Source organism: Mucilaginibacter antarcticus (genome assembly GCF_042686155.1).
Classification (GTDB): domain Bacteria; phylum Bacteroidota; class Bacteroidia; order Sphingobacteriales; family Sphingobacteriaceae; genus Mucilaginibacter; species Mucilaginibacter antarcticus.
The window spans coordinates 132,931-147,048 of the sequence record NZ_JBHUON010000009.1 but is presented as its reverse complement, the minus strand read 5'-3'; the positions used below and the strand labels follow the sequence as shown (position 1 = coordinate 147,048).

General features: G+C 39.1%; 11 protein-coding genes. 8 read left to right on the top strand and 3 right to left on the bottom strand.

Annotation, left to right across the window (positions count from 1 at the left end):
* Positions 1-23: 23 nt before the first annotated feature.
* The 5 genes from ACFSYC_RS09755 to ACFSYC_RS09735 are packed head-to-tail and all read left to right on the top strand — an operon-like array spanning position 24 to position 5,404.
* Positions 24-1,277 (top strand): oligosaccharide flippase family protein, encoded by a 1,254-nt coding sequence (locus ACFSYC_RS09755; RefSeq protein WP_377126423.1) that lies wholly within the window; start codon positions 24-26, stop codon positions 1,275-1,277.
* On the top strand, positions 1,270-2,181 hold the full coding sequence (locus ACFSYC_RS09750; RefSeq protein ID WP_377126420.1) for a glycosyltransferase family 2 protein: 912 nt from the start codon (positions 1,270-1,272) through the stop codon (positions 2,179-2,181). The genes ACFSYC_RS09755 and ACFSYC_RS09750 overlap by 8 nt, the downstream gene beginning before the upstream one ends.
* A 15-nt stretch (positions 2,182-2,196) precedes the next feature.
* On the top strand, positions 2,197-3,585 hold the full coding sequence (locus ACFSYC_RS09745; RefSeq protein ID WP_377126417.1) for an O-antigen ligase family protein: 1,389 nt from the start codon (positions 2,197-2,199) through the stop codon (positions 3,583-3,585).
* Complete coding sequence (locus ACFSYC_RS09740; RefSeq protein ID WP_377126414.1) at positions 3,582-4,277, top strand: acyltransferase; 696 nt, start codon at positions 3,582-3,584, stop codon at positions 4,275-4,277. The genes ACFSYC_RS09745 and ACFSYC_RS09740 overlap by 4 nt, the downstream gene beginning before the upstream one ends.
* A gap of 2 nt (positions 4,278-4,279) precedes the next feature.
* Complete coding sequence (locus tag ACFSYC_RS09735) at positions 4,280-5,404, top strand: glycosyltransferase family 4 protein (RefSeq protein ID WP_377126411.1); 1,125 nt, start codon at positions 4,280-4,282, stop codon at positions 5,402-5,404.
* On the opposite strand, the gene ACFSYC_RS09730 is transcribed toward ACFSYC_RS09735, so the two are convergent.
* Positions 5,401-6,504, bottom strand: coding sequence for a glycosyltransferase (locus tag ACFSYC_RS09730; protein ID WP_377126408.1), 1,104 nt, complete (start codon positions 6,502-6,504; stop codon positions 5,401-5,403). The genes ACFSYC_RS09735 and ACFSYC_RS09730 overlap by 4 nt on opposite strands.
* Before the next feature lie 10 nt (positions 6,505-6,514).
* Positions 6,515-7,456 (bottom strand): SDR family oxidoreductase, encoded by a 942-nt coding sequence (locus ACFSYC_RS09725; protein ID WP_377126406.1) that lies wholly within the window; start codon positions 7,454-7,456, stop codon positions 6,515-6,517.
* Positions 7,457-7,883: 427 nt separating this feature from the next.
* Between ACFSYC_RS09725 and ACFSYC_RS09720 the strand changes: the two genes are divergently transcribed.
* The 3 genes from ACFSYC_RS09720 to ACFSYC_RS09710 all read left to right on the top strand — a co-directional run bounded on the left by ACFSYC_RS09720 (position 7,884) and on the right by ACFSYC_RS09710 (position 12,487).
* Positions 7,884-8,975 carry a glycosyltransferase family 4 protein gene (locus ACFSYC_RS09720; protein ID WP_377126403.1) on the top strand — a complete coding sequence of 364 codons (1,092 nt, stop codon included), beginning with the start codon at positions 7,884-7,886 and terminating at the stop codon, positions 8,973-8,975.
* A gap of 105 nt (positions 8,976-9,080) precedes the next feature.
* Positions 9,081-11,417, top strand: a complete 2,337-nt coding sequence (locus ACFSYC_RS09715) for an SLBB domain-containing protein (protein WP_377126400.1) — start codon at positions 9,081-9,083, stop codon at positions 11,415-11,417.
* Positions 11,418-11,419: 2 nt separating this feature from the next.
* Entirely contained in the window at positions 11,420-12,487 is a 1,068-nt protein-coding gene (locus ACFSYC_RS09710; protein WP_377126397.1) for a hypothetical protein, read from the top strand.
* On the opposite strand, the gene ACFSYC_RS09705 is transcribed toward ACFSYC_RS09710, so the two are convergent.
* The gene (locus tag ACFSYC_RS09705) at positions 12,477-14,114 is read right to left on the bottom strand and encodes a capsule assembly Wzi family protein (protein ID WP_377126394.1); all 1,638 of its coding nucleotides are present in this window, start codon (positions 14,112-14,114) and stop codon (positions 12,477-12,479) included. The two genes, ACFSYC_RS09710 and ACFSYC_RS09705, sit on opposite strands and share 11 nt — an antisense overlap.
* Positions 14,115-14,118: the final 4 nt, after the last annotated feature.

Here is a 14,118-nt window from a genome sequence, read left to right as displayed (position 1 = left end):
ATTTGCGGCAACAACCATAAAATTTGAAACGCTTAATTAGCTCTTATAAAAAGTTGAGGGCAACCAATGTCCTGTCAAACTTCTTTAATTTAAGCAGTATACAATTATCTAATTTGTTATTGCTGTTTATTACACTGCGCATAATAACGGCTAGTGTTGGTTTAGAAGGTTTTGGTATTGTAATGGCTGCTTACCAATTTGCGACATTGGCAGGTACCGTTATTAATTACGGCACAGGGCAGTCTGGCGTGCGCGACACAGCTTACCATGTAAATGACCTGCCAAAACTAAGTGCTGTTTTTTGCAATACTTTATGGATACGGGGCATTATTTTCGTCCTTTTTTTAATTGGCTTATTTGTGCTATACTGGTTTCATATAAGCTCTTATGGATTTATTTTATTATCAACGCCTATTGTACTGGCCGAAGTATTTAACCCTCTATGTTTTTTTATTGGCATAGAAAAAATAAAGATCTATAATATTTACAACCTGGTTGTAAACATTATAGCCGTTGCAGCAATGTTTATTTTGATTAAGAAACCTGATGATGCGCCCTGGGTGAATTTTATTTTAGGGATAGGCAATGTTATAACGTATACCTTCTTGTTGGTGTATTTAATCAGGCGGTTTAAACTATTTTATATTAGGCCATCAAATGCAAATTTGTTACTTATTACCCGCACCAATTTTTATTTGACGGTAAATAACATTTCAGCACACCTGCAACAGTCTGTAATTATATTTGCTTTAACGTGGGGTGGGTCTGAGCTGCTGGGCGCTTACTCTTTATGCTATAGGGTTATTAGCCAATGCCGCAACCTTATTAATACTGTTGCCAATGCATTTTATCCTAAGGCTGTACAGCTTTACAAAGAGAGCCTTGACAGGTGGATAATATACCGCCGCAAAACCAAATATCTTTTGGCCGGCGTGTTCTTTGCCGGCGCGATAACAATATTTGTGTTGGCTGACTTTATCGTCTACATCCTATCCGGCGAACATAACACAAACTCGATTAGGCTTTTAAGGGTAATGGCATTTGTACCCGTAATATCGGCCTTTAATGTAATTAATATACTTGATCTGCTTTTAAAAAACAATACTGTGTATCTATTCCGTATCTCCACTATCCTGTTGTTTATTGCATCCGCTTTGGCTTTCCTGCTATCTGACTCAAACAACTATTTATACATAGGTGGGTTTACTATTTTTGTAGAATCTGTAGCATTACTTTTCTCAGAATATCTTATTAAAAAACCTGTAAACCATGGCTAAACCGGTTGCTGTTATATTGCTTAATTGGAACACCCCGGTGCATACTGCCAACTGTATACTTTCAATACACCGGTATTGCAATAAAATGTTGTATGATATTATAGTTGCCGACAATGGTTCGACAGATAATTCTTTAACCACACTGAAAGCGCAATTCCCGGATATTACCTACCTAAACAACAAAGAAAACCTGGGCTTCGCAGAAGGCAATAATCAGGCCTTACAATACAGTATAGACAAGGGATATTCTTATTCATTAGTAATAAATACCGACACTTTGGTTGACGAAGATATCATCACCGTCTTAAGCACGCATTTAAATAATCACCCACAGGTTGCCGCAGTGCAACCTGCCATTTACTGGCTGCACAACAAAACTAAAATATGGAACGGCAGGGGCGGCTTTAACACCTTGCTGGGCCTAAACTATTCTGACAAAACCATACCGGGCATAAATGATCAATCTCAGGATGCCAAATGGGTAACCGGCTGCTGTATGCTTATCCGTAATGCGGCGCTGTTAAAAAGCGGTTTGTTTAACAAGCTGTTTTTTCTTTATTATGAGGATGTTGAATTATCATTCAGATTGCGTCAAGTTGGCTATGAACTGCATTATCTGCCTTTTACTAAGATGTATCATGAAGCAGGTGTGTCGGCCAAAGTAGAACGGCAGGAAGGTTTTTTGAGCCCTGTTATACATTACTATGTTACACGCAATCGCATATGGTTTTTGCGCAAATACGGTAATGTTATCTGCTATCCGATTTACATCATAAGCGGGCTTATTTATTACAGCGCGGTTTGGTTTTATTTTAAACTTAGAAGGCGCAATGCTAAAGCCAGCTTTGTTTTTAAAGGGGTGAAAGAAGGGATTTTCACTTCAAAAAGCCTAATTTGGCCTTAAAATTATAGCTCAGGCATGTTTATTTTCCCACTCATTTTTATCATTTCGTTTGTTGTGGCGCTGCGCGAAGTGTACAGGGGTAAGGGCGATGGTATATTCATTTTTTTGATCTTTGGTTTATCCATGTATACCACGGCAATGTCCGTTACTTTTTTGTTGGGATTGAAGGCTATTATACCGGCATTTCAATTTTTTAAAGAGGTAATGGTGCTGTGTGTTTTAACCCTCAATGTAATGTCGCTACGTCAGCGGCCTAAATTTCATTTAATAGATTACCTGATTTTTGCATTTTTGGGGTATACTTTTTTATATGTGATTTTACCAATAGGCGAGCATGGCTTTTTGAAAAGGCTACTGGCATTTAAAAGCACATCATTTTACATTGTTGCTTATTTTACTGGCCGCTTATTTGACCCCAAGGCTATTTACATTAATAAGTATTTTAATTACATTGCCTTACTTACTATTGGCGCCGGCGCAGTATTAACGGTAGAAGTATTGATGCAACAACAACTGCAACTATATACCGGATTTGCCGAGTATTGTTATTACTTTTTTAATATTGAACCTAATGGCAGCTTTGGCCTAACCACCACATTTGAATCTGAAGGGGGGTATCGTAGGTTTGCCAGCTTTTATGCAAACCCGCTTGAACTGGCAGCGGCTACCCTGCTTGCTTTAGCTGTTATACTTGCATTGCTGACACGGGATAATGGCCGTTTTAAAGCAAAACTGATGGGTTGGACAGCCCTGCTGGCAACATTATTTTGTATCGTGTTTTCGTTTTCGCGGGCGCCGCTGGCTAGTTACTGCTTGATAATATATGTTTATGCGTTAATTACATACAAAAGGTTTATCACCTATACCGTACACACGGCAGTACTTATAGGCGCTGTTTATGCTGCTTATCTGTTCGCTCAATTTGAACAAAACCACACCGGTATAATAGAGGTATTTGTAAACACTATAGATTTTAGCAACCCATCAAGTGTGGGGCATCTTGTAGAATGGATTGAGGGAATAATGGCCATGATACAAAGTCCGCTTGGGCTTGGGCTAGGCACATCTGGACGCGTGGCCGGCACATTCGGCGAAAACGTAGGCGGCGAAAATCAATTTATAATAATTGGGGTACAAGCCGGCATAATTGCCTTACTTTTATATCTGACCATCTACATTTTATTTATTAAAATGGGCCTTAAATGGGTAAAGAGGCTTAAAGGCAAAGAAAGAAAGATTTGTATGGCGGTTTTATTGATCAAAATTGGTTTTATTATACCTATGCTGACATCCGAGGTAGAATCATCATCATATCTGTCTTACATGAACTGGCTATTGTCAGGCCTATTTATAAGTGTCATTATGCAACAACATTCAAATAAATTGCAACCTGCAACAACATGATTGAAAAACTGATACGCAAACTAAAAAATGACCCTGACTATAAGTTAGAATCATCGCACAGTAACCGCGATCTTTTTGTTATTGCCGGCGATAGGTTCTGTCAGTTAATACGAGGTTTGTTTTTAAAGCCATGTCTTAAAAGATCGGCTGGGTTTGTATTTGCAGGCAGCAACATTAAGGTAAAACATGGCTACAAAATATCTGCAGGAAAAAATTTGATTTTGGATGATAATGTAAGCATTAACGCTCTATCGGATAATGGTATTACTTTTGGGGATAATGTTTCTATCGCCCGCGACTCGATTATATTTTGCACCGGCGTTATAGCACACCGGGGCATTGGCATTACAATTGGTAACCGTACCGGCATTGGCGCACGTGCATTTTTAGGTGGCCAGGGAGGTATAAATATAGGCGACGACGTAATAACCGGCCCCAACCTTCAGGTATTTTCAGAAAATCACAATTTTGCTGATATTAACCACAATATAAAAGACCAGGGAGTTACTAAACAAGCTGTTAGCATAGGCAATAATTGCTGGCTGGGTGGTGGCGTCACTGTTTTAGCAGGCGTCACTTTAGGCGATGGTTGCGTGGTAGCAGCCGGGAGTGTGGTAAATCAATCCTTCCCTTTAAATTCTATAATAGCGGGCATACCTGCCAAATTAATTAAAAGCCGGGACGCTATTTAGCAATGTCAAAACCAATAACCATAGCAATTGATATACGTGACCTGCAGGTGGCAAAAACCGGCACCAAAACTTACCTGACAGAATTGGTTAAAGCGTTTAAGCAGATTAATGATCCGCAGGTTAGATTTCTATATTTAGATACGACAATACCTGTATATACTGGCACTAATAAAATATTAACACTTATAGAGCATGGTAGATATCAGTTATGGAAACAACTTGCGCTACCGTTTAAAGCATTTTTCTGCGGAGCGGATATCGTTTTCTGCACTGATAATGTTGTACCACTATTACAACTAGGGTTTAAAACCGTACCTGTATTTCACGACGCTTTCTTTTTTGAAACACCGGAAAATTATGGCAGGCTGTGGCTATGGCTATATAAAAACACTGCTTTACCTGCTGCCAGAAAATCAGCATTTGTAATTACCCCTAGCGAGTGGTCAAAAAAACAGATTAACCGTTACACCAATATCCCAAACGATAAACTGGTTGTAATTTACGAAGGCCCCAAAAGTTGGGGAACACAGGGACTGAAAGGTGATGATGTGGTTTTACAAACATTTTCAATAACCCCTAAAAATTATTTATTGCATGTGGGATCCATGTTTAAGCGAAAAAACATCCCGGCACTTATTGAAGCATTTAGCAAAATAAAAGTTAAATACCCTTACTTAAAACTTGTGCTGGCGGGCGCGTATCCATCTAATAAACTGGAAAACGCTTATCAACACATTATTGAAACTATACATGCAAGGCAATTAAGTAACGACGTTGTATTAACAGGCTATTTACCTGACAGCGGGGTAGAACAGCTTTACATAAATGCATTGTTATACGTATTCCCATCAATAAACGAAGGATTTGGCATACCGGTGCTTGAGGCGTTTAGCCATAGCCTGCCTGTGCTGATAGCAAATAATACCTGCCTGCCAGAAATTGGCGGCGAAGCGGTTTTGACGTTTAATCCGTTTGATATTGCGGACATAACAGCTACTATCACGTCGGCAATGGATGATGAGAATTTAAGAAAGTCAATGATTGAAAAAGGGCGGGTTCGGCTCAAAAATTTTTCATGGCACCAAGCAGCCTTGCAATTAATTGAAGTATTTAAAAAAGCAGTTTAACTATTTAAAAACACTTCTACGTGTTCATCGGCCACCTTCTCCCAATTAAATACGCTCAATGCTCTGTCGCTTGCTTTTTGAGCTAGCTGCACCATATTAGGGTAGTTCAACTCGCAGTAACTTATTTGGTCGGTCAACGACGCTATATCTCCTTGCTTAAACATCCTTACAGTATCTAATACCGCATATTTATTTTCGTCAATATCACTTACTATCATAGGTACATTAAGGCCCATAACTGTTAGCACTACGGGCGAAAGCCCCTCAACATCCGATGGCTGAATATAGCAATAAGCGTTACGTATCAACGTATTAGTATCTTCACCGTAAATATATCCCGGGAAAATGATCTGATCATTGGCCATAGCTAACAGTTCTTTTTCGTATGGTGACGGGTTTGGCGACCCACCCACTAAAACCAGCTTTTTGCTTGAGTTTGAATTTTTAAAAGCGGGTACCAAATAATGCAGGCCCTTATCAGGTATAAAACGGCCAACAAATAAATAGTAGCTGCCTTTCTCGAGGCAAATTTCTTCTAAAATGGTTGTATTGCCCTCACCCGCTTCAACCTCGCTGCCAAAGGGGATAAACTTAAATTGCTTTTTAAATTTGTCTTCAAAAAGCTTTTTAGCTATTACATTGTCAAATATGACTTCGTTGGGGAAATGTGCTGTAATAAAGGAAGCTATCTTTAAGTATAGCTTACCATACCAAGGCCATTTATCGCGTTTCCAATCAACACCATCCTGGCTGATAAATACCTTTTTGCCAAATAAGCGTAAAGGTAACGCCCAAATACTATTACCACCGTTTTGTATATGTACAACGTCGGCAGTATTGCTAACTATAATATCACAGGTACATTTAAAGGAATGCAAAAGTGTGTCAAACCCTTTTTTTGAAATAGTTTTAAAGGTTTTAATCTTTACCCCTTTATACTCGGTAACATCAATAAAAACATCAGGATACTGCCTGTTATAAGCAACTACAGAATGGCCTCTTTGTACAAGGCGAGGAAATAATTCGAGGGCGAATTTATCTGCACCGGCAGCTCCTTTTGCTAAAGGGATTGATCTGAAGCCGAAAGCAGCAATACGCATCTACAAATATTTACAGCGAAATGAATTCTTTAGCCGGATAAATATTGTTTTCGGTTAAGTAATCAGTGTAGTAAACGTCAATATATTCTTTAAGCGCAATCTTCCAGTCTTGCATAATGTTCATGCTACGCAAGTCTAGCTTTTTGTTTACCAATCGTTCAGACGGAGGTCTGGGTGCAAAATATACATCGTTAAAAAAGCTTGATGATACCTCATTAACTACAACAGCGTCTTGTAAACCAAGTACACTCACCAGTTCTTTAGCAACCTCATATCTACTGGTTTCGCCATTACAAACCATGTTATATAGCCCCCAGTATTCGCGCTCAAGCAGTAATTTTACGTTTTTAGCAAAGTCAACCGTGAATGTCGGTGTTCCATCTTTATCGTTAACGATATTTAGTTCGCGTTTACCGGCAGCAATTTGCTTTATTATCTTACTAATAAATTTCTTATCCTTTTCTGGCCCGCCACCCATCATCCAACCGGCGCGGCAAATTATAAAGCGGGTAGCATTCTCGCGTACATAACGCTCGCCCATGTATTTTGAACGGGCGTAATGGCCAAGCGGGTTCGGCTCATCCCAATCGTCATAAAAATCTTTTGTTCCGTCAAATATGCCAGCAGTGCTTATGTAAAGCAAAGGAACATTTAATTTGTTGGCTATAAATACAGCGTTTTCTACTGAAGTTGTATTGGTAAGATAGGTATCGTCCAAGTTAAGTTCGCAATATTCAAGATCTGTATATGCGCCCAAATGAAAAAGATAGTCGGGTTTAAAAGCTTCAACATCCTTCTTGTAGGCTTCAAAATTTCTAAAATCCAGAAAACTTAGCCACTCCTCGTTTACATCTTTATCTGTGCATTTTATATCGTATTCATCTCTAAATATGCGGTAAAATGCTTCGCCAAGCATACCACCCGCACCAGCAATGTAAATCTTTTTCTTCATATAAACGTTAAATCCCTTTACGGATTAATCTGGCAGATGTAATATAAGGTATAAGTGTATTGACCTTTAATGCGCAAAATTAATCTTTTTTACCTCAATATCAGTATATATTTTCAATAGATTTCAACAAAACAAATATCCTGAAGCCAAAATCAAAAAAAAAACCCACTTTAAGTGTTAGTTTAATTGGTTAAAAGCATAATCAATGAAAACATTATAATTCGCTAGTTAAGATGTCATGACCAATTACTTTTATAATACATAAATAGCCGACAATTGTTTTTTTTAATCAACAAATTGTCGGCTATATTATAATTTAAGGCCTAAAACAAAATACACACAATTTGACTTATAAGCAATTATGGCTAACTTCGGCCTTTTTGCAGCTTAAGTTAGCAAGAAGAAAAATGGTACGTGATATGTTAATATGAAAATAGCCTTTATTGTAAGACCCAATTTGTATCAAATTACTGGTGGCGATACTGTACAAATTGATCAAACAGCAAAGCAATTGATAGCCTTGGGCGTTGAAGTGGACATTTTAACATCAAATGATGTTATACAGTATGAAAAGTATGATTTAATAAACTTTTTTCACATCACCAGGCCATCAGCCATATTGCATCATAGCAAAGCAGCCAACAAACCTTTTGCAATATCTACTATACACTGTCTTTACGGGGATTACTATAAGTATAACGAAAGAGGTTTAGCATCCGTTTTTGCAAGTTTATCAGAAGATAGTAAAGACTACCTAAGAACTATCACCCGGTGGATACGCCGGAAAGAGAAATTACCTATCAGAAATTTTATTGTTAAGGGCCAACGCAAAAGTATTATCGAGGCATTAGAAAGTGCGGATATTATTCTACCAAACTCTATATCAGAGCTTAATCGTGTTAAAAAGCTTTACACAGCAAATATTAAAGATCATGTAGTTACTAACGGTATCAATGCAGAGAAATTTCCGTTTAATGACGCCATCACAAAGGACGGTGACCTGATTATTTGCGTAGGACGTATTGAGAAAAGAAAAAACCAGCTTAACTTAATTAAAGCCTTAAATAACACCAAATACAAGCTTGTGTTAATTGGTGCCGCATCACCTAATCAGCCTAAATACTACCAGCAGTGCCGTAATGCCGCAGCACCTAACGTCACTTTTTTAAACAGAGTGCCACATGACGAATTAGTTAAATACTATCAACTTGCCAAAGTGCATGTTTTGGCAAGTTGGTTTGAAACCACGGGCCTAAGCTCGTTAGAAGCAGCCTTAATGCGTTGCAATATTGTTGTAACCGACAAGGGGGACACCTATGATTATTTCGGTGACGATGCTTTTTATTGCTCGCCGGAGAACATCGGTAGTATAAAGCAAGCTGTTGAGCGAGCCAGTAAAGCACAATTTAATGAAACATTTTTAACACGCATTTTAACCATGCATACTTGGCGCAAAGCCGCCGAACAAACTTTGGAAGCTTACCGGATAGCTATTAATGCTAAAAACAACGTTGGCTAAAAAATCATCATAACGCACAGCTGTATACACTCCATGATGACCATATCTTTATGACGATAAATATATTTTATATTTGCAACATATTACGCTAACTTCAATCTACCCATGAGTGTTAAACAGTTTATTTATACCTTATCTTTAATTCTAACATTTGCTTCCCTATCAGGCACGGCCCAAAGCCTAAGCGATTTAAAGTCAATGCAGGTAAGCCAGGCAAGCGATGAACAGATAGCACAAGCCTGGAAAAAAATTCAAGACTCCGGCCTATCAGAACAACAAGCCTACGCTGCTATGATGCAAAAAGGAGTACCTGCAGATCAAATAGAAGCTTTCAAAAATAGGGTTGTGCTCTTGGGTTTAAACAAAAAAACAACGCCGAAAGCTGTTGTATCCACAGAAAAACAAAAAACAGGCTCCCAAAGGGACATTATAGACCTGGTAGTAAAGCCCAAGCCCCTTGAGCGCAAAATTGATACAACAACTAGAAAATCGCTTGAAATATATGGGTCTCAATTTTTTAAGCAAGCCATAACATTTGAGCCGAATTTTACCATAGCAACACCTAAAAGCTATGTATTGGGCCCGGGCGACAAAGTATTGATATTACTCACCGGGCTAAACGAAAAAAACCTGGAGTCGACAGTGACACCTGACGGGGCCTTGCAAATACCATTTGCCGGTATAACGCAGGTTAGCGGCTTAACCATTGAGCAGGCCACAAGTGTGTTAAAAAGTAAGCTAACAAAAATTTATCCTGCATTAAGCTCTGGCCAAACGCACCTAACGGTTAATTTGGGTACTACACGCAGCATCAGGGTTACTGTAAAAGGCGAGGTGAGAACGCCGGGGTCATATACCCTGTCGTCATTAGCTACTTTTCCAAATGCGTTATACCACTCTGGCGGGCCAAATGCTAATGGTTCATTAAGGTATATAAAGTTGATCAGGAACAATAAGCTCTATAAAACTATCGATTTTTACAGCTTTTTACAAAGTGGTGTACAGGAAGGAAATATTCGGTTAGAAGATCAGGATGTGATACAAATACCGGTTTATAAAAAACGGGTTGGTATTAGCGGCGAGGTAAAAAACCCGGCCATTTATGAATTAAAGGATGACGAACACCTGGATGATCTGATCAGCTATGCTGGTGGATTTACAGATGTAGCCTACACGGGTATTGCTAAAGTAGACCAGATAAATGAGCTGCAGCGCGATGTAAAAGACGTGCCGGCTAACTTATTTGCTAACTATACCCCGCATAATGGTGATAAGGTTACTGTAGGTGCCATTACCAACCGTTACACCAACCGTATTATATTAGAGGGCTCTGTTTATCGCCCTGATGTTTATGAGCTAACTGCGGGCCTTACATTAAGCCAGTTATTGAAGTTAGCGCAAGGATTAAAACCCGAAGCTTATTTAGAGCGGGGATACATTAACCGTACCTTACCAAATTTAGAGAAAGAAAGTATCCCTTTTAAACCTGCCGACGTAATGGCAGGCAAGAGCGACGTCCCGCTTTTTCGCGAAGATTCTGTCATGATATTGGACCGCGAGGCATTTATATCAAACCCAAAAGTAACTATAGGCGGTCATGTAAGAACCCCTCTGATCATCAGTTATCGTAAAGGCTTAAAACTGGCTGATTTGGTAGCTATGGCCGGCGGTTTTTCGGATGAAGCTGCATCGCATCATATCGAGATCAACAGGGTGATTAAAAATGCGTCAGACACAGTATCAAATCAGCAGGTAACAACCATTATTATCGACATGAGCAATCCTGCTAACGCTGGTAGCGATACAGAACTTCAACCGTTAGATTATATTAATGTACCACGCTTAGTAAATTATCAGGCACTGGGCAACGTAATTGTTAAGGGCGAGGTTGTTTTTCCGGGCGATTACCCGGTACAAAAAAGAGATGAAACAGCGCTGGACATTTTGCAGCGTGCAGGTGGCGTTACTCCTTACGGATCAATTGAAAATGCGCAGATTTACAGAAACGGCGTACGCGTTAATCTAGACCTGTCTGCTAAAAACTATAAGCCGCAGGCAAAAAAAGATATGATATTACTACCCGGCGATAGCGTATATGTACCACGGGTTATATCTTATGTAGAAGTGTCGGGCGCAGTTAATAATCCGCAATTTATAAGCTATAATGGAGGGCGTTTTAAATATTACATTAATGCGGCAGCTGGCACAACAGAAAATGCCAGGCTAAAGGGCGCTTATATACAGTACCCTGATGGTTTAAATAAACCTGTCGGACATTTTTTATTTTTCCGCAGCTACCCAAAAGTAAAACCAGGCAGCAAAATTGTAGTGCCCGAAAAAGCTCCTGAAAGTAATTTATTGCAGCTTGGGTTTGGCAATATAGCTGGTATAGCAGCGGCATTAACTGCTTTGGTAAGTATTGTGGCCATATTAAAGAAATAAAGATGAGTACTGAAAACACACAATACCCTTATGAACCTGAGTTTTCTTTCAAACAACTGATTGCCAACAGGTTTGCAGATATTCGATACGTTTTACAATTTAAAAAGCTTATCGCGATTACGCTGATCATCAGTGCCGCTCTAGGCGCTTTTTTGGCCTGGTATAAAGCGCCAACCTATACTGCAAGGCTGACATTTGTAGTTGATGACACAAAATCTGCTGGCGGCGCGGGTGGATTGTCTGCATTAGCCGGTCAATTTGGGCTTAACATGGACGCGCTAAGCGGCAGCAATAGTATTTTAGCGGGCGATAATGTACAAGAATTAATTAAGAGCCGACGGTTAATTAAAGCTACATTATTAACCCCTTATGATAGCATACAAACGCTTGCAGACAAGTATGCTGCCGTTAATAAACTGAGCAAAAAGTGGTTAAAATACAGCCCAGATGGCAAAACAATTCGTTTCCCGCTTAAGGGTTTAAATAACACCCGGTTGCAGGATAGCTTATTGCATGAAATGATTATGCGCATTTTGGATGGCGAGTTTGCTATTGCCAAGACCGATAAAAAACTTGGTTTTTTTGAAGTTAATACCACCATGCGGGATGAAAAGCTGGCACAATTGTTTTGCAATCGTATGATCAAAGAATCAACCGACTTTTATATCAGCACAAAAACTAAAAGGTTAAGAACCAATATACAACGTTTATCAGCACGAGGTGACAGTATTGGAAAGATACTTACCCGTAAAACTTATAATGCGTCTGCAGCCAGCCAAGGTATTTTAGATATCAACCCGGCATATACTGGTCAAAATGCCAATATTGAGATTAAAGAGCGTGACAAGATATTGCTTAGTAGCACTTATACCGAAACTATCAAGAGTCTTGAAGCCAGTAAAACAGTGCTGGCGCAAGAGACACCAACAGTACAAATTGTAGATGAACCGGAGCTGCCACTAAAGAAAAATTCTCTTAAATATTACATTACTATACCCGGCGCTATGCTGTTAGGTATTATAATATTTGGTTTTTACGCGTTGCTTACGCGCAAAGAATCTAAAATCTAAAAGTTACGCCCAATTCGCCGTGTAAGTTAGATACATCGTTATTAGGTATGTAGTATTTTGATGGATTATAATCTTTTAAAACCCATTGATAATTCAACGATCTAATGTGTTGCAGTTTGGCGTTAAAAATCAAATTTTTGTAATTCCATTCGCCCTGTAATCCAAATGCAAAATCTACCCATCTACGGCTATTACCATTTATATCTACAGCCGTAATGTTTGAAATTTCTGCATCATGTTCATATCTGTCAAAAGAAACGCCAATTCGCTTCAATCCATATATCCAACTAACGTCGATAGATTGACTATTTCCACCTGGTCCAATACCTGCGCCTAAAATTTCCCCTCGATTTGTGTGGCCCGCCAAAACCTGGTGATGTCTGTACCAATTACCATGACCATCTACCATCCTATCTATTGATTGCGACATTTGCGTGATCTCGGTTTCAATCAAGATATATTTGCTTGGGTCATTCAGTGATACCATTTTACGTAAACCAAATTGGTAAGCCCTAGCCAAATCAGGTCTGTTTATAAATTGTCTTAAATCATAAGAATTATCATTTACACCGTATTCAAAATACAATTCGGCCTTAGCATCAGTAAATAGCCACCTAGCATATAAACTTGTAAGTTGGTCCCGCGGTATAGGGTCGTCAGCATTGTTGACACTGGCTTTTTGATAAGGATAAAACCATGGTAAATAATGGCTGAGCTTTTCTACGTATTGATTGTATGAATTAAACGTCCGTATAATTCCAAGCGTTAAACCGGGTACCCACTTAGGATGATAGTTGATATTGAATCCGGTAAAATAACGCCATTGAGATGGATCAGGGACGAAAGCGTTAGTCTCGGTCTGTAACCCTGATGGATCAAGGCGCCCTGAAATAATCTGTCCCTCAAAGTGTCCTAAGAAAGTTTTAATCGGGCGTACTGTATTTAAGGTTAAGTGCTTAAAACCGGGCGCGTTATTACTCAATATTAATGAATTTTTTATACCAGGCCCCCACCATAAATTCTCATTAGACAAACCGGCGGAAATTGGCCCTAAGGTTAACCTAATACTGCTTTGCCCCCACGATAGTTTTTGGTATTGACTGTTGCCAAAACGTGTCGGCAAATCTATACCAGGAAAATTGTAAGAAGACCCTTCAAAATCAGGATTTGCAGCATACACATATTGCGGACGCAATTGGATACTTAATAGCCCTAGCCTTACATAAAAGCCCCCGCTAACCAGCGTTTGATATCCTTTGGCCGGAATCATTACCTCATCATTCCAGCCATATGGATGGTGGCTGTTATATTGCTGTTGAATGCTAAAAGGGAGCAATTGAAAGCTCCCCGAGCCTTTTGCAAATGACACAGGACCAGCATCAACCCAACTATCTTTTGATAGGGTACTGTCCGGATCGTAAATATTGTGTTTAAATTTTAATTCGGGAAATATAGGCCGTATACTGAATGAAAGATTTGAGTCAACATTACTTAACAACTGCATCCTTCTATAATAGTCATTAAATACTGGTGTACCTACCGGAATAGTTTGCCCACTTGCACTATTATTAAACAGCAAACAGGTAATTAACCAAAAAATGGCTGATATAAAATATGTCCTTTTCATAACT

What these genes read in the sequence shown, in the direction of transcription:
- ACFSYC_RS09750 (WP_377126420.1), top strand. Translation starts at nt 1,270, where the DNA reads ATGGCTAAACCGGTTGCTGTTATATTGCTTAATTGGAACACCCCGGTG.
- ACFSYC_RS09745 (WP_377126417.1), top strand. Translation starts at nt 2,197, where the DNA reads ATGTTTATTTTCCCACTCATTTTTATCATTTCGTTTGTTGTGGCGCTG.
- ACFSYC_RS09740 (WP_377126414.1), top strand. Translation starts at nt 3,582, where the DNA reads ATGATTGAAAAACTGATACGCAAACTAAAAAATGACCCTGACTATAAG.
- ACFSYC_RS09735 (WP_377126411.1), top strand. Translation starts at nt 4,280, where the DNA reads ATGTCAAAACCAATAACCATAGCAATTGATATACGTGACCTGCAGGTG.
- ACFSYC_RS09730 (WP_377126408.1), bottom strand. Translation starts at nt 6,504, where the DNA reads ATGCGTATTGCTGCTTTCGGCTTCAGATCAATCCCTTTAGCAAAAGGA.
- ACFSYC_RS09725 (WP_377126406.1), bottom strand. Translation starts at nt 7,456, where the DNA reads ATGAAGAAAAAGATTTACATTGCTGGTGCGGGTGGTATGCTTGGCGAA.
- ACFSYC_RS09720 (WP_377126403.1), top strand. Translation starts at nt 7,884, where the DNA reads ATGAAAATAGCCTTTATTGTAAGACCCAATTTGTATCAAATTACTGGT.
- ACFSYC_RS09715 (WP_377126400.1), top strand. Translation starts at nt 9,081, where the DNA reads ATGAGTGTTAAACAGTTTATTTATACCTTATCTTTAATTCTAACATTT.
- ACFSYC_RS09710 (WP_377126397.1), top strand. Translation starts at nt 11,420, where the DNA reads ATGAGTACTGAAAACACACAATACCCTTATGAACCTGAGTTTTCTTTC.
- ACFSYC_RS09705 (WP_377126394.1), bottom strand. Translation starts at nt 14,114, where the DNA reads ATGAAAAGGACATATTTTATATCAGCCATTTTTTGGTTAATTACCTGT.